General features: G+C 30.6%; 23 protein-coding genes and 5 tRNA genes. 15 read left to right on the forward strand and 13 right to left on the reverse strand.

The features are described from left to right. Entirely contained in the window at window positions 1–1,206 is a 1,206-nt protein-coding gene (locus tag B2217_RS08170) for a metallophosphoesterase family protein (protein ID WP_180906854.1), read from the forward strand. Continuing rightward, complete coding sequence (locus tag B2217_RS08175) at window positions 1,206–4,247, forward strand: SbcC/MukB-like Walker B domain-containing protein (RefSeq protein WP_180904938.1); 3,042 nt, start codon at window positions 1,206–1,208, stop codon at window positions 4,245–4,247. The genes B2217_RS08170 and B2217_RS08175 overlap by 1 nt, the downstream gene beginning before the upstream one ends. A gap of 47 nt (window positions 4,248–4,294) precedes the next feature. On the opposite strand, the gene B2217_RS08180 is transcribed toward B2217_RS08175, so the two are convergent. Genes B2217_RS08180 through rlmH form a run of 4 tightly spaced genes read right to left on the reverse strand, consistent with a single transcriptional unit; the run spans window position 4,295 to window position 7,096 of the window. Next, window positions 4,295–5,218 (reverse strand): ribonuclease Z, encoded by a 924-nt coding sequence (locus B2217_RS08180; RefSeq protein WP_180904936.1) that lies wholly within the window; start codon window positions 5,216–5,218, stop codon window positions 4,295–4,297. Continuing rightward, the gene (gene rdgB, locus B2217_RS08185; RefSeq protein WP_125348823.1) at window positions 5,215–5,796 is read right to left on the reverse strand and encodes an RdgB/HAM1 family non-canonical purine NTP pyrophosphatase; all 582 of its coding nucleotides are present in this window, start codon (window positions 5,794–5,796) and stop codon (window positions 5,215–5,217) included. The genes B2217_RS08180 and rdgB overlap by 4 nt, the downstream gene beginning before the upstream one ends. Further along, window positions 5,797–6,630: a CPBP family intramembrane glutamic endopeptidase gene (locus B2217_RS08190; protein WP_180904935.1), complete on the reverse strand. Its 834-nt coding sequence runs from the start codon at window positions 6,628–6,630 to the stop codon at window positions 5,797–5,799. Beyond that, entirely contained in the window at window positions 6,623–7,096 is a 474-nt protein-coding gene (gene rlmH, locus B2217_RS08195) for a 23S rRNA (pseudouridine(1915)-N(3))-methyltransferase RlmH (RefSeq protein ID WP_038334530.1), read from the reverse strand. Before rlmH ends, B2217_RS08190 begins: the two co-directional genes overlap by 8 nt. 26 nt (window positions 7,097–7,122) lie before the next feature. On the opposite strand from rlmH, the gene B2217_RS08200 reads away from it, so the two are divergent. Continuing rightward, the gene (locus tag B2217_RS08200; protein WP_291122283.1) at window positions 7,123–8,094 is read left to right on the forward strand and encodes a YihY/virulence factor BrkB family protein; all 972 of its coding nucleotides are present in this window, start codon (window positions 7,123–7,125) and stop codon (window positions 8,092–8,094) included. Here B2217_RS08200 and B2217_RS08205 read toward each other — a convergent pair. After that, window positions 8,091–8,966, reverse strand: coding sequence for an ion transporter (locus B2217_RS08205; protein ID WP_286478646.1), 876 nt, complete (start codon window positions 8,964–8,966; stop codon window positions 8,091–8,093). The two genes, B2217_RS08200 and B2217_RS08205, sit on opposite strands and share 4 nt — an antisense overlap. Window positions 8,967–9,011: 45 nt before the next feature. On the opposite strand from B2217_RS08205, the gene B2217_RS08210 reads away from it, so the two are divergent. From B2217_RS08210 to B2217_RS08220, 3 genes are all read left to right on the forward strand, one after another. Continuing rightward, a complete protein-coding gene (locus tag B2217_RS08210; RefSeq protein ID WP_180904932.1) occupies window positions 9,012–9,902 on the forward strand; it encodes a TIGR01777 family oxidoreductase in 891 nt (296 codons plus the stop codon). Window positions 9,903–9,972: 70 nt separating this feature from the next. Beyond that, window positions 9,973–11,841, forward strand: a complete 1,869-nt coding sequence (locus B2217_RS08215) for a DUF3857 domain-containing protein (protein WP_180904931.1) — start codon at window positions 9,973–9,975, stop codon at window positions 11,839–11,841. 67 nt (window positions 11,842–11,908) lie between these two features. Further along, window positions 11,909–13,768 carry a DUF3857 domain-containing protein gene (locus B2217_RS08220; RefSeq protein WP_180904930.1) on the forward strand — a complete coding sequence of 620 codons (1,860 nt, stop codon included), beginning with the start codon at window positions 11,909–11,911 and terminating at the stop codon, window positions 13,766–13,768. A gap of 42 nt (window positions 13,769–13,810) precedes the next feature. Here B2217_RS08220 and B2217_RS08225 read toward each other — a convergent pair whose 3' ends face one another. The 4 genes from B2217_RS08225 to B2217_RS08240 form a co-directional block, all read right to left on the reverse strand. After that, a complete protein-coding gene (locus tag B2217_RS08225) occupies window positions 13,811–14,794 on the reverse strand; it encodes an acyltransferase (RefSeq protein WP_038334559.1) in 984 nt (327 codons plus the stop codon). 44 nt (window positions 14,795–14,838) lie between these two features. Continuing rightward, window positions 14,839–15,357, reverse strand: coding sequence for a DUF6584 family protein (locus B2217_RS08230; protein WP_180904929.1), 519 nt, complete (start codon window positions 15,355–15,357; stop codon window positions 14,839–14,841). 175 nt (window positions 15,358–15,532) lie between these two features. Then, window positions 15,533–15,922 carry a hypothetical protein gene (locus B2217_RS08235; protein ID WP_180904928.1) on the reverse strand — a complete coding sequence of 130 codons (390 nt, stop codon included), beginning with the start codon at window positions 15,920–15,922 and terminating at the stop codon, window positions 15,533–15,535. A gap of 30 nt (window positions 15,923–15,952) precedes the next feature. Beyond that, window positions 15,953–17,599: a Na/Pi cotransporter family protein gene (locus tag B2217_RS08240; protein WP_180904927.1), complete on the reverse strand. Its 1,647-nt coding sequence runs from the start codon at window positions 17,597–17,599 to the stop codon at window positions 15,953–15,955. 277 nt (window positions 17,600–17,876) lie between these two features. Here B2217_RS08240 and B2217_RS08245 point away from each other — a divergent pair. The 5 genes from B2217_RS08245 to B2217_RS08265 all read left to right on the forward strand — a co-directional run bounded on the left by B2217_RS08245 (window position 17,877) and on the right by B2217_RS08265 (window position 18,360). Further along, window positions 17,877–17,950, forward strand: a tRNA-Thr gene (locus B2217_RS08245). A gap of 17 nt (window positions 17,951–17,967) precedes the next feature. Then, window positions 17,968–18,048: transfer RNA gene (locus tag B2217_RS08250), tRNA-Tyr, on the forward strand. Between the two features lie 7 nt (window positions 18,049–18,055). Further along, window positions 18,056–18,132: transfer RNA gene (locus B2217_RS08255), tRNA-Thr, on the forward strand. A gap of 41 nt (window positions 18,133–18,173) precedes the next feature. Continuing rightward, window positions 18,174–18,247: transfer RNA gene (locus B2217_RS08260), tRNA-Thr, on the forward strand. A gap of 32 nt (window positions 18,248–18,279) precedes the next feature. Then, a tRNA-Tyr gene (locus B2217_RS08265) sits at window positions 18,280–18,360 on the forward strand. A 99-nt stretch (window positions 18,361–18,459) separates the two neighbouring features. Here the strand turns inward: B2217_RS08265 and B2217_RS08270 are convergent. Then, window positions 18,460–19,218, reverse strand: coding sequence for a 5'-methylthioadenosine/adenosylhomocysteine nucleosidase (locus B2217_RS08270; RefSeq protein WP_125348831.1), 759 nt, complete (start codon window positions 19,216–19,218; stop codon window positions 18,460–18,462). A gap of 218 nt (window positions 19,219–19,436) precedes the next feature. Here B2217_RS08270 and B2217_RS08275 point away from each other — a divergent pair, with 218 nt between their 5' ends. The 3 genes from B2217_RS08275 (at window position 19,437) to B2217_RS08285 (ending at window position 21,335) form a co-directional block, all read left to right on the forward strand. Further along, window positions 19,437–20,090: a YceI family protein gene (locus tag B2217_RS08275; RefSeq protein WP_180904926.1), complete on the forward strand. Its 654-nt coding sequence runs from the start codon at window positions 19,437–19,439 to the stop codon at window positions 20,088–20,090. 72 nt (window positions 20,091–20,162) lie between these two features. Then, entirely contained in the window at window positions 20,163–20,489 is a 327-nt protein-coding gene (locus B2217_RS08280; protein ID WP_180904925.1) for a DMT family transporter, read from the forward strand. A 21-nt stretch (window positions 20,490–20,510) separates the two neighbouring features. Next, complete coding sequence (locus B2217_RS08285; RefSeq protein WP_180904924.1) at window positions 20,511–21,335, forward strand: helix-turn-helix domain-containing protein; 825 nt, start codon at window positions 20,511–20,513, stop codon at window positions 21,333–21,335. 393 nt (window positions 21,336–21,728) lie between these two features. On the opposite strand, the gene B2217_RS08290 is transcribed toward B2217_RS08285, so the two are convergent. The 3 genes from B2217_RS08290 to B2217_RS08300 are packed head-to-tail and all read right to left on the reverse strand — an operon-like array spanning window position 21,729 to window position 24,648. Further along, a complete protein-coding gene (locus B2217_RS08290) occupies window positions 21,729–23,081 on the reverse strand; it encodes a UDP-N-acetylmuramate--L-alanine ligase (protein ID WP_180904923.1) in 1,353 nt (450 codons plus the stop codon). An 18-nt stretch (window positions 23,082–23,099) separates the two neighbouring features. Beyond that, window positions 23,100–23,984 carry a lysophospholipid acyltransferase family protein gene (locus B2217_RS08295; RefSeq protein WP_038334575.1) on the reverse strand — a complete coding sequence of 295 codons (885 nt, stop codon included), beginning with the start codon at window positions 23,982–23,984 and terminating at the stop codon, window positions 23,100–23,102. Window positions 23,985–24,003: 19 nt separating this feature from the next. Next, window positions 24,004–24,648, reverse strand: a complete 645-nt coding sequence (locus B2217_RS08300; RefSeq protein ID WP_180904922.1) for an NUDIX hydrolase — start codon at window positions 24,646–24,648, stop codon at window positions 24,004–24,006. 224 nt (window positions 24,649–24,872) lie between these two features. Between B2217_RS08300 and B2217_RS08305 the strand changes: the two genes are divergently transcribed. Further along, complete coding sequence (locus B2217_RS08305; protein WP_180904921.1) at window positions 24,873–26,981, forward strand: M3 family metallopeptidase; 2,109 nt, start codon at window positions 24,873–24,875, stop codon at window positions 26,979–26,981. The last annotated feature ends 2 nt before the right edge of the window (window positions 26,982–26,983 follow it).

The following is a 26,983-nucleotide window of genomic DNA, read 5'->3' on the forward strand; positions in this document are numbered from 1 at the left end:
ATAAAAATTCTACATACAGCCGATTGGCATTTGGGCAAAAAATTAGATAGTTTTTCGAGATTAGAAGAGCAAATTTTAGTGATGAATGAAATTGTCGAAATTGCAGATCAAGAACAAGTCGATTTGGTACTTATTGCGGGCGATTTATTTGATAATTTTAATCCAAGTGTAGAAGCTGTAGAATTATTTTATAAAACATTAAAAAGACTTTCGAATAATGGAAAACGTCCTGTTGTAGCGATTTCTGGGAATCACGATTCTCCAAGTTTGATTGATGCTCCAGATCCTTTGGCGCGCGAATGTGGAATTATTTTGATTGGTTATCCAAATGCAAAAATTCAGGAATTTGAATTAAATGATTTCAAAATTTCGAAATCTGTGGAAGGAATGATTGAATTGAAATTAAATTCTTTCGATTTTCCGATTCGAATTATTCATACACCTTATGCAAACGAAATCCGTTTGAAACAATATTTTGGAGAGAATAAAGAAGAAGCTTTGAATGAAGTTTTAGCGACAAATTGGAAAAATATTGCGAATGAATATTGTGACGAAAATGGAGTTAATTTGTTGATGGCGCATTTGTATATGAACCAAAAAGGTGCTGAAATTTTAGAAGAACCAGAAGGAGAAAAACCAATTAAAATTGGAAATGCAGATATGATTTTTTCAGAAGCTATTCCGCCTCAAATTCAATATACAGCGCTTGGGCATTTGCATGGTTTTAAGAACATAGGGACGGAAGAAAAGCCTGTTGTGTACAGCTCTTCGCCTTTGTGTTATAGTTTTTCCGAAGCTGGTCAAACGAAATATGTTTCGATAATAGAAGCAGAACTAAATCAAGCTATTTCTTATCATAAAATAGAATTAAAGAACGGAAAACCACTTATTCGTAAAACTTTTGATGATATAAATGTAGCTGTAGAATGGTTGAATGAAAATCAAAATGCGTTGGTTGAATTGACTTTAGAAAGTGATTCTTTTTTGAAAGCTGATGAACGAAAATTGATTTATCAATCACATGATGGAATTATTCATTTGATTCCGAAAGTTAAAAATCAAGAAGTTGAAACGGTTGAATATAAGTTTGCAGATCAAACAAAAGATATGAAGGAATTGTTTACAGATTATTTCAAATCGAAGAACGGAAATCAAGAACCAAACGACGAAATAAAGGATTTGTTTAACGAAATTTTGAATTCATAATGATTCCAGTAAAATTAACCATAGAAGGACTTTATTCATACCAAGAGCGCCAAACAATTGACTTTTCTGAATTAACTGAAGCAGGATTATTCGGAATTTTCGGGAATGTAGGTTCAGGGAAATCGTCAATTTTGGAAGCGATTATGTACGTTTTATATGGTGAAACCGAACGTCTAAATTCTAAAGATAAACGCGCCTATAATATGATGAATTTGAAATCGAATTTGTCATATATAGAGTTTGATTTCTACAATTTTGAACAAAAATTATTCAGAGCGACGCGCGAATTTAAACGAAATTCGAAACGTTTTGAAGATGTAAAATCGCCAATAGTTGTTTTTTATGAACAAAAAGACAATGAATGGATTCCGCTTAATCATTCAAAAGCAGAGGAAATAATCGGTTTGAGTTACGAAAATTTCAAACGAACAATTATTATTCCGCAAGGACAATTCAAGGAATTTATTGAGTTGGGCGCAAAAGATCGAACACAAATGATGAAGGAGATTTTTGGACTTCATCGTTATGATTTACAAGATAAAGTTGCGGCTTTAAATTCTCAAAATTTAACGAATTTGAATCAGCTTGAAGGAAAATTATCTGGTTTTGAAGAAGTTTCGGAAGAAAGAATAAAAGAGCTTGAAGAAAATTTGATTGAACAAACAAAAGTTACCAATCAAGTTCAAGAAGAATATAATCAAATGAATGAATCATTTCAACGTTTAAAAGCGTTGAAATCAGATTTTGAGACGTTAAAACAAAAAAAAAATGATTTTGAAAAAGTTTCAGTTCAGAAAGATCAAATGGATCAACGAAAAGTTGAAATTGAGCGCTATGAATTGATTTTTAATGCGTTTGCTCAACTTTTAGAAAATCATAAAAAAGTTTCAAATCAGATTGAAGAAAAGTCAATTTCAGTTGAGAATCAGCAAAAACAATTGACTTTAATCGAAAATCAAATCAAAGAAATTTCTAACCAAATTGAAGCGATAAAAACTGATTATGAAACTTTACCAATAAAACGAAAAGAAGAAACAGATTTAGAATTAATAGTTCAAATTTTAACTTTTTCAGAGGAGATAGAAAAGTTAAAAGCAAGAACAGCAAAAGGTTTGAGAGAAGTTGAAGAGGTTCAGAAGAATGAACAAAAAATTGAAGCTTCAATCAAATCATCTGAAAAAGAAGTCAAAACTTTAGCTAAGTCAAAAATAGATTCTCAGACTTTGATTGAAGTTGGAAATTGGTTTGTTCAGAATCAAAATTTGCAACAATCTATTCAGAAACAACAATCTAAAATAGAAGAACAAAAGCATCAAATTAATGTTTTTGAAACTCAATTAAAAACTGAAAATATTGAGATTTCAAGTTTTGAAAATTGGTTTAATTCTGAATTTCAAAAACTTGAATCAACTAAAAAATCAATTGAAAAACAGAAAAATGAATTAGAAGTTCAGCAAAAGTTGGCGCATTTTGCACATAATTTACATGAAGGCGAATCTTGTCCGCTTTGTGGTGCATTAGAACATCCGAATATTGTTGAGATTGATGATGTTTCAACGAAATTTGAAGTTGTAGATAATGAATTAAATCAAATTGAAGAAAAGCTGAAATTACTCCAGAAAAAGCAAAATGAAATTCAGAAAATTATTGATCAAAAACAGTTTGTTGAAAAACAAATTGAACAAGAAAATCAAGCTTTGAATGCGTTAAAAATTGAACAAGAAAATCATTTGAATTTGTTTGTTTGGAAAGATTTTGATTCGAAAAATGTTGAATTGTTTGAAGAAAAAAAGAAAGCAGCTATTGCTTTGGATAAAACAATTTCGGATAAAAATAAAGAGATTGAAACTTTTCGCGAAACTTTAGAAAAAGAACGTCAATCTGTTGAAAAATATAAAAATGCTTTAGAAAAATTTAGATTAGAAGAAACTGAAAAAGCTTCGCAAATCAAGCAAAATCAAGCAAATTTAAAAGTATTGAATTTTGAAGATTTTAAAAATCAAACAACAGAAAATGTGCTACAGAATTTGAATGATTTAAAACTTAGTAATGCGAAAATTGAACAAAATTATATTCAATTTACAGAAAATTTAAATCAATTAAATCCGAAATTGGCTTCTCAGAAGACTTCAATCGAATTAGTTGAAAAACAAATCATTGATTTGAAAGAAGAATTGGCTATTAATCAAAATCAAATAGAAAAAGCTTTAGAAAAATATCAAATACAAAATATTGAAGAAGTTCAATTGATTTTAAATCAGCAATTTAATGTTTTTCAAATAAGAAAAGAATTAGAAGATTTTAGAATTTTGTTCGAAACTTTGAAAAGTTCAATTCATGAATTAGAGCAGAAATTAGCGGATGTTTCTTTTGATGAAATGATTTATAAAACACAAGAAGAAAAATTAATTTTTGTAACAAATCAATTAAAAGAAGCGACCGAAATTGTAACAAAAACAAAAACTGAAATTGAACGATTGAATAAATCTTTTGCTGAAAAGAAAGATTTGTTAATTGAATTGGAAAAATTGCAAAAACGAGCGACGAATTTACAAACGATGCGAAATTTGTTTAATTCAGCAGGATTTGTGCAATATGTTTCGTCAATTTATTTGAAACAATTATGTGATAACGCAAATGTGAGATTTCATCGAATGACAAGAAATCAATTGAGTTTACAAATGAATGACAATAATGATTTTGAGATTATAGATTATTTGAATGAAGGTCGTTCACGTAGTGTGAAAACACTTTCTGGAGGGCAATCTTTCCAAGTTTCTTTGAGTTTGGCTTTGGCTTTGGCAGAAAGTGTGCAAACGAATGCGAAGTCAGAAAAAAACTTCTTTTTTATTGATGAAGGTTTTGGAACGCAAGATGCAGATGCGGTAAATATTGTGTTTGAAACGCTGATGAGTTTGCAAAAAGAGAACCGAATTGTCGGTATTATTTCTCATGTTGATGAGTTAAAAGATCGAATTCCAGTTGCGCTTCAAATTACAAAAGATGAAGAAAAAGGCAGTTTGATAGAAGTTGTTTCGTAAACAAAAAAAATCCGTTCGACTATCGAACGGATTTTTTTATATTTTGATTAGAGACTTTCAATTTTTATAGTTTTTAACAATTCTGGTAAAGCGGTATTCGTAAATTCTTCTTGCGCTTCTATTAACAAAGGTTTATAATCGTGATAACGATTAGAGAAATGACCTAAAATTAATTTTTTTACATTGGCTTGTTTCGCAATCATTCCAGCTTCTTTTGCAGTTGTATGCCCTGTGTAAACCGCTAAATCTTTCAATTCGTGTAAAAATGTTGATTCGTGATACAACAAATCGACACCTTTTATAATTGGAACAATATCTGGTTTATATTTTGTGTCTGAACAAAATGCGTAACTCAAAGATTTTTGAGCATCAAACGTTAAATAATCATTCGGAATTATTTCTCCAGATTCTAACATAAAATCTTTTCCATTTTTCAAATTTTGATAATCGCAGATTTCAATTTCAGGAAATTCTTCAATTGTATCCATGTTCAATTTTCGAGGTTTTGGTTTTTCTCGAAAAAGATAACCATTTGTATAAACTCGGTGATTTAGCGGAATAGAATACACTTCAACTTTATCATCTTCAAAAACTAAAACAGATTCTTTTGTATGTAATTCATTGAAAATAATCTCGAATGAATTATTAGATTCTGTTAAACGTAATTGTGTCGTAATAAATTCCTCAATTCCTTTCGGACCATGGATGTACAAAGGCATATCGCGACCAAGTAATTGAAGTGTAGAAATTAATCCAATCAATCCAAAAACATGATCGCCGTGCAAATGCGATATAAAAATGTGATTTATTCGGTTGAATTTTGCCTTCGCTTTTCGCAATTGTACTTGTGTTCCTTCTCCGCAATCAATCAAAAAATAGCGTTCTGCGATGTTTAATAATTGAGCGGTTGGATGCGTGAAAGCCGTTGGTAATGCCGAATTAAATCCTAATATTGTTAGTTGTAAACTCAATTTACGTTTAGATTAGTTAAAAAATCGTTTAATTTTTCGACAGCTTTTCCTCGGTGGCTAATTGCATTTTTTTCTTCTGGAGACATTTGCGCAAAAGATTTTGAAAAACCATCAGGAATAAAAATTGGATCGTAGCCAAAACCATTGTCACCCATAATTTCAGTTGCAATAGTTCCGTTTACTCGACCTTCGAAAAAATATTCCTTTCCATCCAAAATTAAACAGAAAATAGAAATAAAATACGCTTTCCGATTCGTTTTTCCTTCCAATTCTTTCAACGCTTTTGCAATATTATCTTCGTCTTTTCCTGTACCAGCATATCGAGCAGAATATACACCAGGTGCGCCATCTAACGCTTCTATCACTAATCCAGAATCATCTGCAAAGATATTTTTTCCAGTTTTATCGAAAATAGTTTTCGCTTTCAGTTGTGCATTTTCTTCGAAAGTTGTTCCAGTTTCTTCAATTTCATCAAAGAAATTAATATCAGTCAACGATTTCATCGATAGGTAAGAAGGCAACATTTTTGTAACTTCTTTTACTTTATTGTTGTTATGTGTGGCAAAAATTAATTCCATTTATATTGTTTTTTGTTCTGTTTTTTTGATTAATAAATAGACAGATAAAATTCCGATAAGTGTCATTCCTCCAATTAATAAATAATCTCTTTGCGCAAAAACTTCGCCTTCCATATCGCCCTGCATTAGCATTAAAGAGTAAGAAAGAGTGTTGTTTAAGAAATGTAATAACATGGGCAAAAACAACGATTTTGTACGATAATAAACTATTCCAAAAATGATTCCTAAAAGTCCAGCGCCTATAAATTGCCAAGGATTCATGTGTGCACATCCAAAAATAAATCCATTGATTAATATTGCAGTAGTAGGATTTACATTGAAGTTTAGCATTCCTTTCAAGATTATTCCTCTAAAAATAATTTCTTCGAAAATTGGAGCCAAAATACAAATCATAACAAACCCAGCGATTTTGTAATCTAACATCATTTCAAAAGAAGCTTGAAAAATTTTATAGATTTCTTCTAAAGGTCCAGTTGTCGGAATTAAACTTGTTGCAACTTCGGCTAAAGGCAAAAGAAATAACCAACAAGCTACTGATAATATGAGCTGAATTGGTGTAAAAGAATGTTTGATATCTTTTAAAATTGATGCAAATTTAGTTTGTGTCAACATCAATAAAATAACAATTGCGCAAACCGTTCCTGTTAAAAATCCTAACGGTAAAAGTAAGTGATTAAGCGGTTTGTAAAAAAGTGCTGGAGCAGACACAATTCCGCCAGCAAATTGCATCATAATCACTGCAATCGCGCTATATAAAAGTGCTTTTCCAATGCCAAAACTTAGTTTATTTTCTTGCTTTGGAACAAATTCTTCAAACGGAGAGGTGTTATTCATGATGATAAGGTTTACCCTGCAATATACTAAATCCTCGGTAAATTTGCTCTGTTAAAAATAAGCGAACCATTTGATGCGTAAATGTCATATTGGATAAAGACATTTTTTTATTTCCTCGATTATAAACAGATTCGTCAAAACCATAAGGACCACCAATCACAAAGACAAGATTTTTGACAGATTGATTCATGTAATTTTGAATATCATCTGCAAATTGCTTCGAAGTAGGCTGTTTCCCTTTTTCATCTAAAATGATCACAAAATCTGTATTGACGATTTTACTCAAAATTTGCTCAGCTTCTTTTTGTTTTTGTTGAATTTCGGACAAATTTTTACGATTTTTGATGTCAGGAATTTCAATTCTTTGATAATTAATGTGCGAAGGCAATCGATTTTCATACTTTTGTAATAGCATTTCGATGGCTTTTTCGTCTGTTTTACCGATACAAATGGTCGTAATATTCATTCAAAATTATTTATTGAGACAAAAATATGCGCATTCTACAAGATTTTAAAACATATACAGGAATAAATTATTTTCGAGATTGGTCGAAAACAAAATTAATGAACAAAGATACGGGCATCACGGTATATGATTTCTTGAAAGTTTTTTGGATTCGCGTCATGAAAGGTAATTTCCCATTGCGTTCGGCAGCAGTTTCATGGATTTTATTTTTTAGTATGTTTCCATTTTTGCTTTTTTTGTTTAGTATTTTGCCACATTTGGTTTATTACCAAGAAATAAAAAATCTATTATTTACACAACTTCTTCCTCAACTTTTGCCTAAACATGTGAGCAACGAAGTAATTTCTTATATTGATAAAACGACGGCTGTGCAAGGAAAACGTAAAGTGAATTATTTCTTGATTTTGGTTACAATTTTTATGTCATCCAACGGAATACAAGGAATTATTAATGGATTTAATGTTTCTTATCAAGATGTTTATGTGAAGCGAAAAAACTCTAAATCGAGAATGATTTCGATAATTTTGACATTATTTTTTACCGCATTTATTGTATTGCAAGTGTTTTTATCGTATTCGACATCAATTATTTGGAAATACTTAACCAACGTTTCATATTTGACTAAACTTGGACAGTTTTCGTATTTAATCAACTATTTTTCGGTATTTCTTTTCTACTTTGTTTCGATGTGTATGTTGTATTATTTCGGACCAAATCACAAAAAATCGCGTAGTACAGTTTTACCAGGAGCTATTTTGACATCCGTATTGTTCTTGTTAACTGTTATTGGTTTTAATTCGTATTTAAGTTATTTTACAAACATTGATTTGTTGTATGGATCGCTTGGATTAGTGATGATTATGATGATTTTTGTATACATCAATGTGATTTTAATGTTGGTTGGTTACGAGTTGAATATGTCGATTAATTACACCAAAAATTACGAAGATGTCAATCATATTGACAATAATCGATTTATTAATTTAGATAAATTTTAAGGCTCATTTAATAAATGTCCACACGTTTTGCAATAAATTGCTCCATCTAAATGATAATCATCGCCACAATTGCGACATCTTTGCGTATTTGTAGGAATATCTTCTTTTGTTTTCGAGGCTTTATTCATTTCCATCGTCACAATACTTGTGGGAACAGCAATTACACCATAACCTATAATCATAACAACAGAAGCTAAAAATTGTCCTAAACCTGTAACGGGAGAAATATCACCATAACCTACTGTTGTTAAAGTAACAATTGCCCAATAAATACTAATAGGTATACTTGTAAAACCAGATTCGGGATGATCATGTTCCACCATATACATGATCGAGCCAATTACAACAACAATTAATACTACAAATGATAAGAAAACGATGATTTTATCTTTACTTTCTTTCAGCCCTAACACCAACACATTTTTCCCACGTGTAAATCGTGTAAGGTTAAAAATTCTGAAAATACGTAGCAATCTTAAAATACGAATACTTGCTAGGTACTTACTTGTAGGTAAAACTAAACCAAGATAAAATGGTAAAATAGACAATAAATCAATAACTCCATAAAAACTAAAAATATATCGCCAACGATTTTTAACACAGTAGATTCTTAATAAATATTCTATAGTGAACAAAAACGTTAAAATCCATTCTAAAGATACTAAAACTGTATGGTGTCTCGCATTAATTGCTGGAATAGACTCCAACATAACCAAACCTACACTTAATAAAATTAAAAGTAATAACGAGATATCAAAAAGTTTTCCATAAGGTGTATCAGCTTCAAAAACTATATCGAATATTTTTTGTTTTAGCTTCTTTTCTTCATCAGCCCCCATTCTTTTTAGATAAGGAAATCTACCTTTAAACATTGGTTTATATTTTTGGAATGAGCTAAATTAGGAAAAAATTTTAGTATGAATATTCTATTGACTGGTGGAAGTGGATTAATTGGTTCAGAATTAACGAAGATTTTAATTGAAAATGGACATCAAGTTCGCATTTTGACAAGAGAAAAACAGATTGAACATCCTTTTTATCATTGGGATAAAGATACAATTGATGAAAAAGTTTTTGAAAATTTGGATGGAATTATTCATTTGGCTGGAAGCTTAATTGCGAAAAGATGGACAAATTCTTACAAAAAAGAAATTTTTTCGAGTAGAGTTGATACAGCGAATTTACTTTTTGAGTATGTCAAAAAATTGAATATTGATTTGAAATTTTTTATCTCCGCGTCTGGAACAGCTTATTATGGACAAATTACTTCGAACAAGATTTTCAAAGAGTCTGATGAACCGAATATTGATTTTTTAGGTAAAGTTTGTGTCGCATGGGAAAATGCTGCTTATCAGTTCGAAAAAATAGGAGCGAGAGTGGTTTGTCTTAGAACTTCGTTGGTTTTGGCAAAGAATGGCGAAGGTTTCAAATTATTGAAAAAACCTATTCAACTTGGCGTAGGAGCAAATCTTGGTGACGGAAAACAATGGATGCCTTGGATACATATTACGGATTTGTTACAGATTTATGCGCAAGCTGTTGAAGATGAAAAAATGAATGGAAATTATAATGCTTCATCACCAGAAAATATTAATCATTCAGAATTCAATCATATGTTAGCGACAAAAATGAATAAACCGTTTTTTATGCCAAATATTCCTGCTTTTGTAATGAAATTAGTATTAGGACAAATGAGTGATTTAGTTTTGAAAGGTACTCGAATTGATGCAACTAAAATTCAAGAAACAGGTTTCGAATTTCAATATCCTACCTTAGAAAAAGCGTTGGAGGAATTGATAGAAAAGTAACCAAAATTTTATTTAGATTATTCTTTATATCTTGTTGCGTATCGTACTTTTGCAGGAATTACAAATTGAAATGAAATTAAAAATTACTTTACTCTTTTTATTTATTGCATTATATACAAATGCGCAATCGAAAGATTTAAAATTCGGAAAAATTTCGGAGCAAGAAATTAATTTAACTCAAGTTCCTTTCGAGAAAAATGCAGATGCTGTTATTCTTTCAGAAGAAGGAAAAATGGATTTAACTTCGTCTAATTATTATTTGACTGTAAAACGAAGAATCAAAATTCTGACTGATAAAGGACTTGATGAAGCAAATATACAACTGAATTATTACAGCAAGAATAGAAATGAATCTATAAGCGGAATTAAGGGAGGTACAATTAATATTGTAAATGGAGTAGAGCAAATGACTCCGATTGATGAGAAAGAGATTTTTGATGTTTCTCTAAATGAATTGTATGCTGCAAAACGTTTCACTTTTCCAAACGTAAAAGTTGGTTCTATTATCGAGTATACTTATATCAAAAGTAGCGAACATAATTTTTCTATTGATGCGTGGAATTTTCAACACGATATACCAACGCTTTCGAGCAAGTTTCGATTAAATAATCAAGCTTATGGTACCTATTCGATTATTACAATTGGTGATGGTTTGAATACAAAGTATAAAGGTAAATCAAGTTCAACGGAGTGGTTATTACATAATATCCAAAGTTATAATCAATTAAAATACGTTTATAATCCTGAAGATCAAAGTGAACGTATCAAAATACAGGCTGCTACTTATCATACAGATGGTGCAAAAAAAACTACGATGAACGCGTGGAGAGATTTGATTCAAGATATAAATGCACAATATGATTTGTATCGAAATCCTTCTGCAATCAGAGATTTAGCGCAAAATATTCCGAATGGAAAAGATGAGGTAGAAACTTTGAAAAATGTGATTGAATATATTGATTCAAATGTAAAATGGAACAGATTTTATGGAATTATTCCAACGCGTTCAAATAAAACTTTATTGAAAGAAAAGTCTGGTTCTACGGCAGATATGAATCTTTTATTGAATGAAATTTTAACAGCCAAAGGTTTCGAAACTTCGATGGTTATGTTTAGTAGTCGTCATCACGGACAAATTTTGTTTTCTTATCCAATTGTCAATCAATTCAATTCTGTTTTAACAGTTGTGAAATTGAATAATGGCGCTTCAAATATTATTTTAGATGCTTCGAAATTAAATAAAGAGCAAATCGAATTTGGACCTTTAGACGTGTTTAATTATCACGGAATTGTCATCAAAAAAGGTGAAGCTTCTTTTGTAAAGTTGAATCAAAAATTGTCTTATTATGAATCATCATTAAAGTATGATTTTATGAATAATGGAAATTTAGTTCTCTATCGTAAAGACAAATTCAATGGTTATTTTTATGATAATGATGTAGAAGAAAAAAAAGTTTTGAATAGATATTTGACTGAATCTTTAGATGTACGTTTGGACGAAGAGATTAATGATAAAACGATTTTCGAAACCGATTCTTACGTTAAAAACTATAAAGCAAAAACTGTAATTCCGAATGCTCCATTTTATACATTTATTAATCCTTTGCGCGAATTTCTAAAACAATATACTTTTGACGATACCAATCGTCAACGCAAAATAGAATTTAATTATCCTTATTTATTTAATATTCAGGTAAAATCTAAAATTCCAGATGGTTACGAAATGATAATTGATGAAAAATACAAAGCGCATCACAAAACTGAGCTTGGTTTAGAATATTATGAAGAAGCTAAAGTAAAAGATGGACAATTCACGTTAGCAATTCAATTTTTATTGCCAGAAGGTGTTTATGAAGCGGATAAATACAATGAATTGAAACAGTTTTTTGAGAAAATAAAAACAGAATCTCTGAAAGAAGTTTTAATGAAAAAGAAATAAACCAAAATCCCGCACTGAATTTCTCAGTGCGGGATTTGTTTTTTATATTTATACAATAACACTATGTATGAAATTTAATATTTATTTTGTTTTTAGTTTTTTATTGGTTCAATTAAGTTTAGCCCAATCAACTAAATTTGAATTCGGAAATATATCCGAAGAAGAATATAACTACACAAATGTTCCATTTGAGCTAGATGCTTCAGCTGTTATTCTTTCAGAATACGGAGAATTGCAAATGAAAAATTATGGATATGTTATAAAACAATATATTCGCAAAAAGATTTTAAAACAAGATGCAATTGAAGGAAATATTCTAGAATTTACTTATAATCCTAATAATAAATATAATCGTCCAAAGATTAATAAAGTTCAGGTTTATAATAAGATTAATAATGAAATAATTATTTCTAAACTTAATAAGGCTGATATTGTAGAGGAAACAGTAGATGAAAACACTAGGAGAATAGTTTATGCTATTCCAAATATTAAGGTAGGCTCTATAATAGAATATGAAACGGAAGATGTACGTACAGCAGATTTATATGCGACACCGTGGAATTTTCAGAATGATTATCCAACTTTAACATCAAAACTAGATATTAGAATGCATACAGATTTTGATTATCGAATTTACTTGATTGGTCAAAAGCTGAATGAGAAATATGGAAACAGAAAGGCAAACAGATCTTGGGAAATTGAAAATGTTCCAAGTGTAAAGAAATTCAATAAAGTATATAATATTAGAGATTTTAAAGAGTCAATAGGATTTCAATATACAGCGGAGCAAGATTGGCATGGTACTATTTTTTCTTCTCCAACATGGACTTCATTTCGATCTGTTTTTACAAAGAAAATAGAAACTAATTTAAGAGGAGTTAATTTTAATGAGATTGCTTTAAAAATTCAGAATGGATCTTCTCAATTAGAAACATATAAAAATGTGATAGAATATGTGAAAAAAAATTACAAGACAGACAATTCTAATACTATTGATAAAATCTCAAATTTTAATTCTGGAATTTTAAGAACCAAAATAGGTTCTAATTTAGAGCTAGTTATTTTAGTTAATAAACTACTCAAATCAAAAGGAATAGAATCTCATTTAGTCATAAATAGTTATAGAGGTAGAGGAAGATTAATTATGAATTTTCCTATTGTATCAAGAATTTCGAATATTCAAAATATGTCAGTTTTAGATAATCAGATTTATCTTTTTGATGAAAATATTTTAAAAATAGTTGATGATAGTTATAAGGAGAAAATTGTTTTTCCTTATTTAGATTACTATAATCAATTGGTTTTAAAACTTGAATCTAAACAAGATGAGTTCTTTAATATTAATCCTCCCTTATCGGAGAGTTATTTAATTAATGAAATAGAGTTTAAACAAGATGATATTAGAATGAAGTCTTTAAATAAATTCAAAGGTTATTTTAACAAAGACAATCAAAAGAAATATGATTTTCCAATGTTTAATGAATTAATGTATTCGTCAGATGATATAAATAATCAAGGAGAATATTCTTCTATTAATAAGATATTTGCTGTAAAAGAGAAAAAAATAGATTATTTTGGATTTGAATTTCCGTTTAATGAAGATTTAAATTTTTTAGCCATTGATAAGGATAGAAAATATCAAGTTGAATTAGATTTTCCATTTCAAAAAGTGATTCAATTTAAATCTAAAATTCCAAATGATTTTACATTAAAACATGATAGTTTTGATAAAGAAATTAATGCTTTAGGAAATAAATTACAATATAAACAACATCTCGAAATTAAAAATAACGAATTTGTTATTTCCTATATTTTATTGATTAATCAAGCAATTATAACCAATAAAGAACTCAAAGAATATTCAGAATTTTTAAACAAAATAGCAGAAAGAAATAAGGATACAGTCATTTTAATGAAAAAGAAATAAACAAAATCCTGCATTGAATTTCTCAGTGCGGGATTTTATTTATTATTCAATCACCATCAAATTACAACCTCGCACATCCGAATGATCGAAACGTCCTAAGATTTCAAATTGATTGTGAGTTATTTTTTTACCTAAATCATCAGTTGCAATAAAACTAATCGAATTGTAATTTGCCAAATCAATCACATTTACGCCACCTGTTTTTCCCTCTTCAACATATTGGAAAGGATCTTCGGTTTCTCTGATCAAAATTCGCATCCAATTTGGCGATTTAAACGTCAAATCTCCTCGAGAATAACCTTGCGAAAGCAATTCCGTCATTCCATATTCCGAATGAATTTCATTTGTTCCGAAACCATTTTTCAAAATTGAATGCAATTCTTCGCGCGTAATTTCTTTCTTGCGACCTTTCATTCCGCCAGTTTCCATGACAATTGTATGTTGCAAATTCATTTTATAATTTTCGACAAAATCTAACAAAGCAAACGAAACACCAATCAAAATTGCTTTCTTGCCCGTTTTTTCGTGGGCAATAAGATTTTCGTACAATTCATCGTGATTATACAAGTAGAAACCACTTTTATCGCTGCCGGATTTCTCAATCCAATACTCCACCATATCAATTAGAGACGAACCTGTGCGCTCCAAATACGAAGGCAAAAGAGCAAAAATAGTGTAATCGGAAAGTGGACCATAAAATTGTTCGAAACATTTTTCTAAACTGTAATGATACAATGCCAAATCCGTAACCAAATGCTTGCTTGTCGCCATTCCAGTTGTTCCAGAACTTGTGAAAATTTTTTCCACTTCACGATTTCCCGAAATCAATTCAAATTTCTTAAAAAACTGAATCGGTAAAAAAGGAATTTCGTTGGTGTGTTTTACAGTAGAATAATCAACGTTCAAGAAATTTAAGAAGTTTTTGTAGACTTCATTTTCTTGCGCTTGATAACGGAAAACTTCCAATGCAACGTTTTGGAAATCTTCTTCGGATTGAATAGAAAAAATTTGCTTTGAATCAAACATTTTGCAAAATTACAAAATAGAGTAGAAGTGTGCGAATTTAGAAGTTAAAACCATTCAATTAATTTTATAAATCCAAGAATTATCAATAGAACTATAAAAATTAGAAATCCAAAAAATAAATATTTTATAAGTTTATCTTTAAAGGTTTCTTTATAATTATTTTCTTCTTGGTAATTTTTCTTAGGTAGAAAATTGGGAATATTTTTAGTCTTTTCGAAACTATCTTTTTCTAATTCGTTTAAAATTGATTGCAGATGAGGTGATAATTTAGTTTTATCTCCACGAAAAAGAATGTCTTTCAAAATCTGATTTCCAGAATTATTGACAGAGTTTTTGTAAATTTCGATACATCGCTCAATTTCTGAATTTCTTTCTTCTGATAAAATCCAAAATTTACCAGCTTCATCTAAAAAGCCACTTTCATAATAAATTTCAGCCAGTTTATTTCTTAAAGTCAAATCATTTGGAAATTCATTGATAAGATTTCTTAATCGTAAAGTTGCTTTGTGCTTTCGACCTTGTTCCAAATCATAATTTATTTTTTCAGATAAACTTCTTTGCATGCTATTTTTATGAAAATTTATAAATAAAACCGTCAATTCGAGTGAAATTCGTTTAGAATTTTGTATCGAGAATAAGGTTTTAGTATTTAAAATTCATCTTAATTCTCGATACAATTTTTAGAAATATATTTCTAAAAATCACTCGAATTGATGAATTTTAATTCAAGATAAGCTATTATTTAAAATATTCATCAAAATGATGTTTGAATAAAGTTGACATCGTTTCTGAAATTACACCACCAAATTGAATTTCAAAATAGATTTTATTATCTAAAAATTCAGAACCAGTAATTGCAGCTCCCCAGCCTTTTAATTCTTCTTTAAAATCATTATAATAAATTCTAAGATTTGGAATAACAACAGTATCTATCATTCTAGAATCTTCAAAATCATCATTGATTTGGATGTTATTTTCTAAACAATAATTTTTGAATAATAAATAAGGAGATTCAATATCTATAAAATTTATTTTGCCATAAACAACTCCCATCGGAACATCTGCAAATTCAAATTCTGTAGTTCCAATAATTTGCTCTTCAAGCTTTATTGTAAATGTAGTAGCCATGCAATATAATTTCTTTAAACTTACAAAAATCTACTGATTTTTTAGCTTAACAATTGTTGCATTAGCTTTGTATAGATGATCACCAAGAATTTCGTAATTCTGAATTAAATCTTTGTAGAAAAGCGCACTTGTAGTCAAAAGCTTCTCTTTTTCGATTGTCTTCATCAAATTGGCTTCGGCATCTTTGTAAATTGTATTAATCGTTTTTTCGATAAACTCCGCTTGTTTAATAGAAACTTCTTCTTGTGTTTCGTTCAAATTTTGATTTAAAATTCGCGTTGTTTGATCTAAATTGTTTTGAAATTCGACCAAATAGGTTCTCATTTTTGGTGTAAAATAACTATTTGTCATTCTACGACGACGATGAATAGACGAAATCTTAATCGCAATATCACCCACACTTTCCAAATGATGACAAAGCGTAATTAGTTGATGAATCGCAATTTTATTTTCGTTTGGTAAATCTAAATCAGCAATTTCATTCAAAAATTCATTGACTTCTCGCTCCAATTGATCACCTTCTTTTTCGAGTTCCAAAATTCGTTCACGAAAAACCAAAATTTTCTCTTCATCACTTTCAGTAATCATTCGACCAAGCGTATAAATCGTTTGTTTTGTTGTAGAAGCAAGTTTCAGAAGTTTTTTGTTGGCTTCATTTTTATATAGGTCAGAATTTGTTCCAAATGGAATCGCATAAAACTCTAACTTATTATCTGTAGATTTTACCGAGAAATACTTTTTCTGACAGTAGAAAGCCAATTTATTGATAAAAGGAGCAAATAAAATTACACCAACCAAATTACTAATGGTATCAAAAGCAATAAGCTGTATAGCAATATTCGATGAAATTGCTGAATCAATAAATTTTAAAACAATATTAGCAATCAACATAAAAATAAACGCAATTACAACATTGAAAAATGTATGAAATGCTGCGACTACTTTTGTGTATTTATCTCCAATTGCTGCAACTAAATGCGCTGTAAAAGTTGTTCCAATATTAGCTCCTAAAACAATCATTGCGGCTAATTCGATAGGTAAACCTTTGCTTGCTAATAAAATTGCAATGGTAATTGATGCTGACGAAAAGTGGACTAAAACTGTTAATAATATTCCAAATAGAATAAATAATAAATTAGTCAAAAAACCATAATGCGATAAATGTTGAAAGAATTCTTGTAACTTTTGATGACTTTCTATAGAAGGTAAAAAAGTTTTCAAGAAATATAGCGAAAGAAAAAGTAATGAAAGTGAAAATAAAATTCCACCTACTTTTCTTTGATTACGTTTTTTTGATAAATAAAATGGAAAAGCCACTAATATAAGAGGCAATGCAATTTGTATCAAATCGAATTTCATTCCGAAATAGACCAACCATAATGTAAGCGTAGTTCCGATATTTGCACCTAATATCAAACCAAATGCTTTTCGCAAATTAATCAATCCAGCATTTACAAATCCTAATATAAATACACTTGCAGCCGAGGAAGATTGTATGGCTGTTGTAAAAAAAGTACCTGTAACAATTGTCGATAAATTGTTTTTGGTTAATTTGTTTAAAGTGCGTTTAAAATTCGATCCAGATAACGCTTGTAAATTTTCGCTTAATAGTTTTATCGCAAAAATGAACAGAGCAATTGCTCCGAAAAGTTGCAAAATTTGTATGATAAGATGCATTAATGATTAATTGACCACAAAAATAGGGACTCTAATGTAAATAGAATATTATCTTTTTTACTTTTATTGAAAAAAAGTTTGATTTTTTTTTGAATTCTAAAATTCTGATTTTCAAAATTGAAGTGGTTTTTTCGAAAAAACTTCTACTTTTTTTTGAAAAAACATTTGCGAGATTCGAAAAACTGCCCTAATATTGCACCACGAAAAAGGAACAACACTTCTTTCGAGAAATGAATCTCCTGTTTTCAATTTGAAATATTCAAATAATAATATTTTTGCCGATGTAGCTCAGCTGGCTAGAGCAGCTGATTTGTAATCAGCAGGTCGTGGGTTCGAGTCCCTCTATCGGCTCAGCAAAAATATAGGTCGGGGAGATACTCAAGCGGCCAACGAGGACGGACTGTAAATCCGTTGGGTAACCTTCGCAGGTTCGAATCCTGCTCTCCCCACTAAAAAGCCGATGTAGCTCAGCTGGCTAGAGCAGCTGATTTGTAATCAGCAGGTCGTGGGTTCGAGTCCCTCTATCGGCTCCAAAAAAGTTTATATTTTACTTTTAAAACAAAAATAAAAAATCGCCGATGTAGCTCAGCTGGCTAGAGCAGCTGATTTGTAATCAGCAGGTCGTGGGTTCGAGTCCCTCTATCGGCTCTTCTTTTTTGAAGAATACTTTATTATTAGGCGGGGAGATACTCAAGCGGCCAACGAGGACGGACTGTAAATCCGTTGGGTAACCTTCGCAGGTTCGAATCCTGCTCTCCCCACAATCCATTTTAAATATTTGGAAAGCAAATCATCAAATCTTTTGATGATTTTTTTTATTAATGTGTGCATCATAAAAAAAGCCCTTTTTAAAGGACTTTTTACTTGATGATGTTCTTAATAATCTCTATTGAATATACATTCGAAATTTTTTCTATAAAACTATTAAAATCTAATGTAGAATGATCGTCGGCATCGTCTGATATTGTTCTGATGATGATAAAAGGAATATCAAATTCGTAGCAAACTTGTGCTACTGCAGCGCCTTCCATTTCGACACAAAGTATTTCGGGTAAGTTTTGTTGTAATTTTTCTTTCTGAGAATTTGTCGAGAAAAATAAATCTCCAGAACCAATTAAACCGACATGTAGTTGAGGTTGATGAATATTAAATTTATCCAAATCTTTTTCAGAAATCACATTATGCAAATGTTGCTCTTCTAAAATTTCTAAAATAGCTGTTGTCGCAACTTCTAATTGAGAAGAATCAGCCTCAAAATAAGCTTTTCCTAACATAGGGATTTCATAAGCAGGAAAAAGAGGTTGTGCATTCATATCATGTTGAATCAAACTTTGTCCTAACACAATATCTCCAATTTTTACATCAGCATGAATTCCGCCTGCAACACCTGTAAAAATCAATTCAGAAACTTTAAATTCAAGGATTAAAGTTGTAACCGTAGCAGAAGCAGCAACTTTACCAACACGAGAATAAACGACCACAACTTTTTGATTGTTTAATTCTCCAGTAAAATAACTTCTTCGACCAATTTTATGTTCTTGCTTGTTTGTTAATAAGTTGACTACACCGTTTATTTCTTGCGGTATAGCACCCATTATTCCTATTATTCTTTCGCTCATCTTTTCAATTTGAAAGCGAAGTTACCAATTTATTTTCTGTATTTGTAAACCGAACAATAAATCTCATAAATTAAGATAAATGGCAAACAAATGATAATCAAACACGTATTTAGAAGATTTTTTATCATGTTACAAAAGTAGACTTTTTTCAGAATATGTTAAAAATCAATTGTGAATTAGTCTTGGCTTGTTGTACTTTTGTAACATAAAAGTTTGAAATGAAAAAATTATCTATAGCGATTATATGCTGTGCATCAGTAATGTTGATGAATTGTACGAATAAAACAGAAGAAAAACCAGTAGAACAACCTGCTAAAACTGCTGTTACAGTGGAAGAACCAACTGAAATTGTAGAAGGTGTGATTAGAAAATCTGGAGTTGAGTGGACGGCTTATAAAACGACAGAAAAAGTAGCTGTTTCAGGACGTTTTGATGTTGTTTTGGTGAAAGATGCAAAAGAAGATGGAAAAACGCCTCAAGAAGTTTTAGAAGGTGCAAATATTATTGCAACAGTTGCTACATTAAATTCTGATCAAATTGATCGTGATCAAAAATTGAAAGATATTTTGTTCGGAAACATGATCAATACAAGCGAAATCAAAGGTCAATTACATTTCAGAGATGGTAAAACTTTCTTGAATTTAACGTTGAATAATGCTTCTAAAGAATACGAAGTAAAATCGACGTTTGAGAACAATGTTTTTTCAATTGAAACAGATGTTGATTTGATGGATTTTAACGCAGGAAAAGCGATGGAAGCTCTTAATCAGGCTTGTTTCGAATTACACAAAGGTGCGGATGGCGTTTCTAAAACATGGAGCGAAGTACACATCAAAGGTCAAGTAGAATTTAGCGATAGTTTCGGTAAATAATTCAAAAAATAAATAATTAATTTTAAGGCTACATTTTTGTAGTCTTAATTTTTATAAATAAATCAGTAAAAAATGAATTGGATAATTTTACTAATCGCAGGTTTGTGTGAAGTCGGTTTCGCATCATGTCTTGGAAAAGCAAAAGAAGCAACCGGAAATGACACCTATTTATGGTATGGCGGCTTCTTATTTTTCTTAACGGTGAGCATGGTTTTGTTGGTAAAAGCAACGCAAACATTACCAATCGGAACGGCTTATGCAGTTTGGACGGGAATTGGAGCGGTCGGAACAGTTTTGGTCGGAATTTTTATTTTTAAAGAACCGGCAAGTTTTTGGCGCGTTTTTTTCTTAACGACTTTAATCTGCTCAATTATTGGATTAAAATTTGTGTCAAATTAACTAAAACTATTGTGTTGATTTATGGAGAATTTTAATGTTTTTGATCAAGAGGAATTTATTCAGCAAACTGTCGAGAATAAACGTTTGAAAAAAGATTTGATTCAAACGATTTTTATTCAGCATGGTTATTTAATTATTTCTCAAAATGACCAAGAAATTAAACTTAAACAACACGATGTTTTCTTCCCAGAACCTAATAAATCTTATCAAATAATTTCAAAATCATCTGATTTAGAATTATTGAGTTTAGTCTTAACCAAAAAGATTTTAGATACGTCGATTATCGATTTGAGTGGTTATGAATACAACCAATTTTTTGGCGAAAGCAGAGTTAATAATTATCATTTCAATGAAATAGAATTTTCTGCTTTAATAGAGCTTTTATTGCAGTTAAAGTTGCGTTTGCAAGAGAAATCGACCAAATTCGTGCGTTATTTACAATTCAATTTATTTTATGCGATTGTTTACACAACGTTTAGCGAACTTTCGAAACAACAAACAATTATTGTAAGAAAAGGAACGCGAAAAGATGATATTGTAAAACGTTTTTTGAATGACTTAAATAAGGGTTATACAGAAAATAGAGATGCAAAATATTATGCAGATAAACTGAATATTACAGTTAGATATTTAACTGAATGTTGTAAATCAATAACGGGTAGAACGACAAAAGAATTAATCAGTTCTGTTGTGATTCGCGAATCGAAAGTATTGTTGAGTGAAACAACTAAAACAATCTCTGAAATTTCGAATGAGTTAAACTTTTCTGACCAATATTCATTCGGAAATTTTTTTAAAAAACATCTAAAAATTAGTCCAACTCAATTTAGAAAAAGTTTACAATAACTTCCGTTTTGGACATCTTTAGGCTACTTTTCAAACTTTTTTTAATCTCGATTTTTATCATCTTTGTTACTATCAAAAGGGTCACTATAATTTTATAGTAAAAACAGAGGTGTTTTTTTGATGGCGAAAGCTAACAAAAGTGAGTAGAGTATTACTAAAAGTTTATATCACCTCTGTTTTTTCTAAAATAATGTTTTTAAAATTAATAGTTCCGAAAAAGTTTAAAATAGTTCTAAGTTTACTGATATTTGAAAAGAAGTAATCCAAAAACCCAAAATGATTATTTTGACCATTTGACAAAAAATAAAAAGAGAACCTAAAAAATTAAGTTCTCTTTTTCTATATTTTATAGATATTTAAGTGGAAATCACCTTTTTTTGAAAGGTGATTTTTTTATGCTTTAAATAATTCATTCAAGTTTACTCCACCGAAGTTTCCTGAACTCATCATCAAAAATACTTTATCTTTTTTATCTAAACTTTCGATATAATCTTGCAATTGTTCACCATTCGTAAACACCAAAATCGAATCGTCTCCAAACGCTTTTTTGATATCTTCTGGAGAAATCATTTCCATACGTTTTATTTCTAACGCTTCTGGGCTATACATTACAATTTTGATATCAGCTTTATCTAAAGCGCTTTTGTATTGAACCAAAAACTCAGGATTCAAAGACGAATAGGTATGGATTTCTAAACATCCCACAACTGTTTTATCTGTATATTGTTCTTTTACAGCATTGGTTACCGAAGTTACTTTACTTGGCGCATGAGCAAAATCTTTATACGCAACAAAATCAGAAGTACGATTAATTAATTCCAAACGTTTAGATGCTCCCTTAAATGATTGAATTGCTTCGTTGAAGTCATCATCCATTACACCTAATTGTTTACAAATTGCACGAGCGCCTTCTAAATTCATCAAATTATGATTACCAAAGACTTCTAATGGAATTGGACCATCTTCTGTTTCGATAAAAGTGATTCCATTTTCGATAAAATGTTCTGGTAAATGATAAGGAAATTTCTTGATTGCTTTCTCAGTTTCTTCTACAACTTTTACAACTTCTTCATCTGTTTCATTGTAAATTAAAGCACCTCCATTCACGATAGATTCTACGAATTTTGAGAATTGAGAAGTATAATCTGCAAACGTTGGAAAAACATTGATATGATCCCAAGCAATACCAGAAATCAACGCAATATTTGGTTGATACAACAAGAATTTTGAACGACGATCTAAGGCAGAAGATAAATATTCATCTCCTTCCATAATCATAAATTCGTTGTCTTCTGTCAATTTTACCATCACATCAAAACCATCTAATTGCGCACCAACCATATAATCTACATCGATATTATGATAATGCAAAACGTGAAGAATCATTGATGTAATCGTCGTTTTTCCATGTGAACCACCAATCACAACACGCGTTTTATCTTTCGATTGTTCGTACAAATATTCTGGATATGAATAGATTTTTAAACCTAATTCTTGCGCACGTAACATTTCAGGATTATCAGCGTGAGCGTGCATACCTAAAATCACAGCATCTAAATCTGTTGTAATTTTTTCTGGAAACCAACCCATTTCTTCTGGTAAAATACCACGTTGATCCAAACGTGTTTTCGAAGGTTCGAAAATTGCGTCATCAGACCCCGTTACTTGATAACCTTTTTCGTGCAAAGCAATCGCCAAATTGTGCATTGCACTTCCACCAATTGCAATAAAATGAACTTTTTTCATTTTGTATGTTGTATTCTTTTAGTCTTTTTTATTTTCTTCGTCGTAGCCCATTTCTTCGAAATCATCAAACTCTTCGTCATCTTCGTTCAAATAATCATCCAATGATTTTTCACTATTTTCAGCAAGAATTTCGTCCATTGGTCGAACCTTATTAAACTCTGGCGCTTGCTCAATTGCATTCATAATTTTTTTCATGATTGCATCGCTCGAATCATTTTCATAATCGATTTCCAAAGGCTCTTTGAATGTCATTGTCGCATTAATTCCACGTTTTTTGATGCGCAAACCTTTTTTATCAAAAGCTCTACGAAAACCATCAATCACAACTGGAATTACAATTGGTTTATTCTTCTTGATTAAATGCGCAGTTCCACGACGACCAGGCGCAAATGCAGTTGTGGTCCCTTGCGGAAACGTTACGACCCAACCACTTTGCAACGCAATATCGATATTGTTAATTTCGCTTAAATCTACTTTTCTATTTACATTTTCTCCTTTTGCACGCCACGTTCTTTTTACGGTTACCGCTCCTGTGTAGGCAAATAATTTCGTCAAAAGATTATCTTTCATCGTTTCCTCTGCGGCAACGTAATAAAAATCAATCTTAGGATTAAGTAAATAAATTGGATTTTTAATAGTATCAATAAAACCATTTTTTACACTACAAAATACATGATACATCGCAAAAACATCAGCAAAATAAGTTTGATGATTCGAAACGAATAATACATTTTGAGCTGGCAAATGAACCAAGTTTTTTGTACCACTAACTTTTAGTTTATTAAAACCATTATAACGGTTATAGGTAAATGATCCTAATAAGAAAATTAACGTCCTTTTTAGGAAATATAGATGTCCAAATGAATCGCGAAATGCGTTCTTTTTCTTTGCTTTTTGAGACACGAGTTCTTAATTGTTTAAGTTACAAATTTAATACGATTTTTAGATAATCTTTAAATTCTTCTAAAATCATTGCCGTTGCGCCCCAAAGAAATTCATCGTCACCAATGTTATAACCAGGAATTTCGACAACTTGACCAGAAAATTCTCTCTCAAAAACTTCGTAATCAGCATTCAAAAAAGCTTCCAAATTTAATGGAACAACATATTGTACTTCACGCTCATCTGGATTGAAATGTGGCTCTCCATGATAAATTCCGATATAAGGATAAACCAAGAAATTGCTTGGCGGAATATACATTTCGCTCAATTGTCTTACAATCTCAATGTTTTCGTAATCTACACCAAGTTCTTCCACTGTTTCACGAATAGCAGTTTCATCAAAACTAATATCTTGTTCTTCAAATTGTCCACCTGGTAAAGAAAACTGATGCGAATGCGCTCCTTCGTACGAAACACGCATGGTTACTGGAAATTCAATTTCGCCATCTTCGTTTTGATACAATAAAATCATGACAGACGCACTTCTTGGATTGGTACGTTTTACATATTCTAAATCAAATTTTTGACGATATGGAGGTGAAAGCTTTTGGTGTGATTCCCAACTAGGCAATTCTTCAACACTTTCGGCTAATAAATATTTTAATTCTTCTAAATCTAAATACAAAATGGATTGATTTTTAGGGTAATAAAAAAGAGTGAAATTTTTCCTCACTCTTTTTCAAAGATAATTATTTTCGTCGAAGAAAATTCAATCTTTTCGGTAAGGTTTATTAATTATTTAACTTTTAAGATTTAGCTTAAATATTTTCCATCGTTTGAATGAAAAACAGAATGTTTTTGAAATTTCACATTATAAGTTTAACTTCGTTAGGTCTAAAAATAATAAAAATGTTTAATAAAAAACTTTTTTACGGAATGATGGTAGGATCGTCAATCCTAGCCACTTCTTGTAGCGAAAAGTCAACAAATAGTATGTGGAACGATAAAAATCCTTTTTTTGAAGTGAGCACTTTGCCTTACCAAACTGCTGATTTTTCGAAAATTAAAAACGAAGATTTCAAACCTGCTTTGGTGCAAGGAATGGCTGAACAATTAGTCGAAATCAATAAAATTGCTAATAATTCTGAAGCACCAACTTTTGAAAATACATTAGTTGAGATGGAAAAATCTGGTCAATTATTAACACGAGTTAATCATGTTTTTGGATTATTGACAGGTGCAAATACAAACGAAACATTGCAAGCAGTAGAGGAGGAGATGTCTCCTAAATTTGCCGCTCATAGCGATGCAATTTATTTGAATGATAAATTATTTCAACGTGTAAAAACTTTACATGACAATAAAAAATCATTGAATTTAGATAAAGAATCATCTCGTTTGTTAGATGTGTATTATCAACGATTTGAATTGGCTGGAGCAAATTTATCTGCTGCACAAAAAGATGAATTGAAAAAATTGAATGGAGAAATTGCTTCTTTAGAAACTAAATTCTCAAATCAATTATTAAAAGGAACAAAATCTGGTGGCGTTACTTTTTCGAAAGAAGAATTAGCTGGTTTGAGTGATGCTGATTTAGAAGCTTTCAAACAAGCTGATGGAACATATTTAATCAGTTTATTGAATACAACGCAACAACCTGAATTGCAAAATATGATTAATGCAGCTTCAAGAAAAAAATTATTTGATGCAGCTTGGATTAGAACAGAGAAAAAAGACGAAAACGATACACGTGCTACAATTTTAACTTTGGTTAAAAAACGTGCGGAGAAAGCTAAATTATTAGGTTTTTCGAATTATGCAGAATGGAATTTGCAAGATCAAATGGCGCAAAATCCTACAGCAGCAAAAGGAATTTTGAATCAAATGATTCCAGCGGCAACTGCAATGGCACAAAAAGATGCAAAAGAATTTGAAGCGTTAGCGAAGAAAGAAAATCCTGCAAATACATTAACAGCTGCGGATTGGAATTATTATGCGGAGAAAGTACGTAAAGAGAAATATGATATTGACGAAAATGAAATGAAACCTTATTTCGTTTTGGATTCAGTTGTAGAGAATGGAATTTTCTTTATGGCGAAAGAATTGTACGGAATTTCATTCAAAAAGCGCACAGATATTCCTACTTGGCACGAAGATGTAAAAGTGTACGAATTGTTTAATGAAGATGGTTCTCAATTGGGATTATTTTATACCGATTATTTCAAAAGAGATTCTAAACAAGGAGGTGCTTGGATGAGTAATCTTGTAGAGCAATCGCACTTATTTGGAACAAAACCTGTTATTTATAATGTCGGAAACTACACAAAACCTGCAAATGGTCAACCTGCGTTGATTTCGTATGATGATGTAGTGACGACTTTCCATGAATTTGGACATGCGTTGCACGGTTTCTTTGCAAATCAAAAATATCCAACTTTATCTGGAACAAATGTTTCGAGAGATTTTGTTGAGTTTCCATCGCAATTTCACGAGCATTATGTAACGGAACCATCTATCCTAAAAAATTATGCGAAGCATTACCAAACAGGAGCTGCTATTCCTGATGCGTTGGTAGAAAAAATGAAAAAAGCATCTAATTTTAATAAAGGTTATACGTTAACAGAATTACTTTCTGCTGCGGCTTTAGATTTGTCTTGGCACACTGTTTCTGTCGATAAAACAATAACAAGTGTAGATGATTTTGAGAAACAAGCCTTAATTGATAATAAAACAAATTTACCACAAGTTCCGCCTCGTTACCGTTCTTCTTACTTTAGCCATATTTTTGGCGGAGGATATGCAGCTGGATATTTTGCGTATATCTGGGCAGAAATGTTAGATCATGATGCATACCAATGGACAATAGAAAATGGAGGAATGTCACGTAAAAATGGTCAAATTTTGAGAGATAAAGTATTTTCTCAAGGAAATTCGGACGATTTGAATGTGATTTACAAAAATTTTAGAGGTAAAAACCCTTCAATTGAGCCTATGTTAAAATATCACGGATTGAAATAATC

This window comes from Empedobacter sp. UBA7620 (assembly GCF_002484185.1).
Taxonomy (GTDB): Bacteria; Bacteroidota; Bacteroidia; order Flavobacteriales; family Weeksellaceae; genus Empedobacter; species Empedobacter falsenii_C.

What these genes read in the sequence shown, in the direction of transcription:
- B2217_RS08210 (WP_180904932.1), top strand. Translation starts at nt 9,012, where the DNA reads ATGAATATTCTATTGACTGGTGGAAGTGGATTAATTGGTTCAGAATTA.
- B2217_RS08275 (WP_180904926.1), top strand. Translation starts at nt 19,437, where the DNA reads ATGAAAAAATTATCTATAGCGATTATATGCTGTGCATCAGTAATGTTG.
- B2217_RS08270 (WP_125348831.1), bottom strand. Translation starts at nt 19,218, where the DNA reads ATGAGCGAAAGAATAATAGGAATAATGGGTGCTATACCGCAAGAAATA.
- B2217_RS08225 (WP_038334559.1), bottom strand. Translation starts at nt 14,794, where the DNA reads ATGTTTGATTCAAAGCAAATTTTTTCTATTCAATCCGAAGAAGATTTC.
- B2217_RS08215 (WP_180904931.1), top strand. Translation starts at nt 9,973, where the DNA reads ATGAAATTAAAAATTACTTTACTCTTTTTATTTATTGCATTATATACA.
- B2217_RS08290 (WP_180904923.1), bottom strand. Translation starts at nt 23,081, where the DNA reads ATGAAAAAAGTTCATTTTATTGCAATTGGTGGAAGTGCAATGCACAAT.
- B2217_RS08305 (WP_180904921.1), top strand. Translation starts at nt 24,873, where the DNA reads ATGTTTAATAAAAAACTTTTTTACGGAATGATGGTAGGATCGTCAATC.
- B2217_RS08230 (WP_180904929.1), bottom strand. Translation starts at nt 15,357, where the DNA reads ATGCAAAGAAGTTTATCTGAAAAAATAAATTATGATTTGGAACAAGGT.
- B2217_RS08285 (WP_180904924.1), top strand. Translation starts at nt 20,511, where the DNA reads ATGGAGAATTTTAATGTTTTTGATCAAGAGGAATTTATTCAGCAAACT.
- B2217_RS08235 (WP_180904928.1), bottom strand. Translation starts at nt 15,922, where the DNA reads ATGGCTACTACATTTACAATAAAGCTTGAAGAGCAAATTATTGGAACT.
- rlmH (WP_038334530.1), bottom strand. Translation starts at nt 7,096, where the DNA reads ATGAATATTACGACCATTTGTATCGGTAAAACAGACGAAAAAGCCATC.
- B2217_RS08200 (WP_291122283.1), top strand. Translation starts at nt 7,123, where the DNA reads ATGCGCATTCTACAAGATTTTAAAACATATACAGGAATAAATTATTTT.
- B2217_RS08280 (WP_180904925.1), top strand. Translation starts at nt 20,163, where the DNA reads ATGAATTGGATAATTTTACTAATCGCAGGTTTGTGTGAAGTCGGTTTC.
- rdgB (WP_125348823.1), bottom strand. Translation starts at nt 5,796, where the DNA reads ATGGAATTAATTTTTGCCACACATAACAACAATAAAGTAAAAGAAGTT.
- B2217_RS08240 (WP_180904927.1), bottom strand. Translation starts at nt 17,599, where the DNA reads ATGCATCTTATCATACAAATTTTGCAACTTTTCGGAGCAATTGCTCTG.
- B2217_RS08220 (WP_180904930.1), top strand. Translation starts at nt 11,909, where the DNA reads ATGAAATTTAATATTTATTTTGTTTTTAGTTTTTTATTGGTTCAATTA.
- B2217_RS08190 (WP_180904935.1), bottom strand. Translation starts at nt 6,630, where the DNA reads ATGAATAACACCTCTCCGTTTGAAGAATTTGTTCCAAAGCAAGAAAAT.
- B2217_RS08205 (WP_286478646.1), bottom strand. Translation starts at nt 8,966, where the DNA reads ATGTTTAAAGGTAGATTTCCTTATCTAAAAAGAATGGGGGCTGATGAA.
- B2217_RS08175 (WP_180904938.1), top strand. Translation starts at nt 1,206, where the DNA reads ATGATTCCAGTAAAATTAACCATAGAAGGACTTTATTCATACCAAGAG.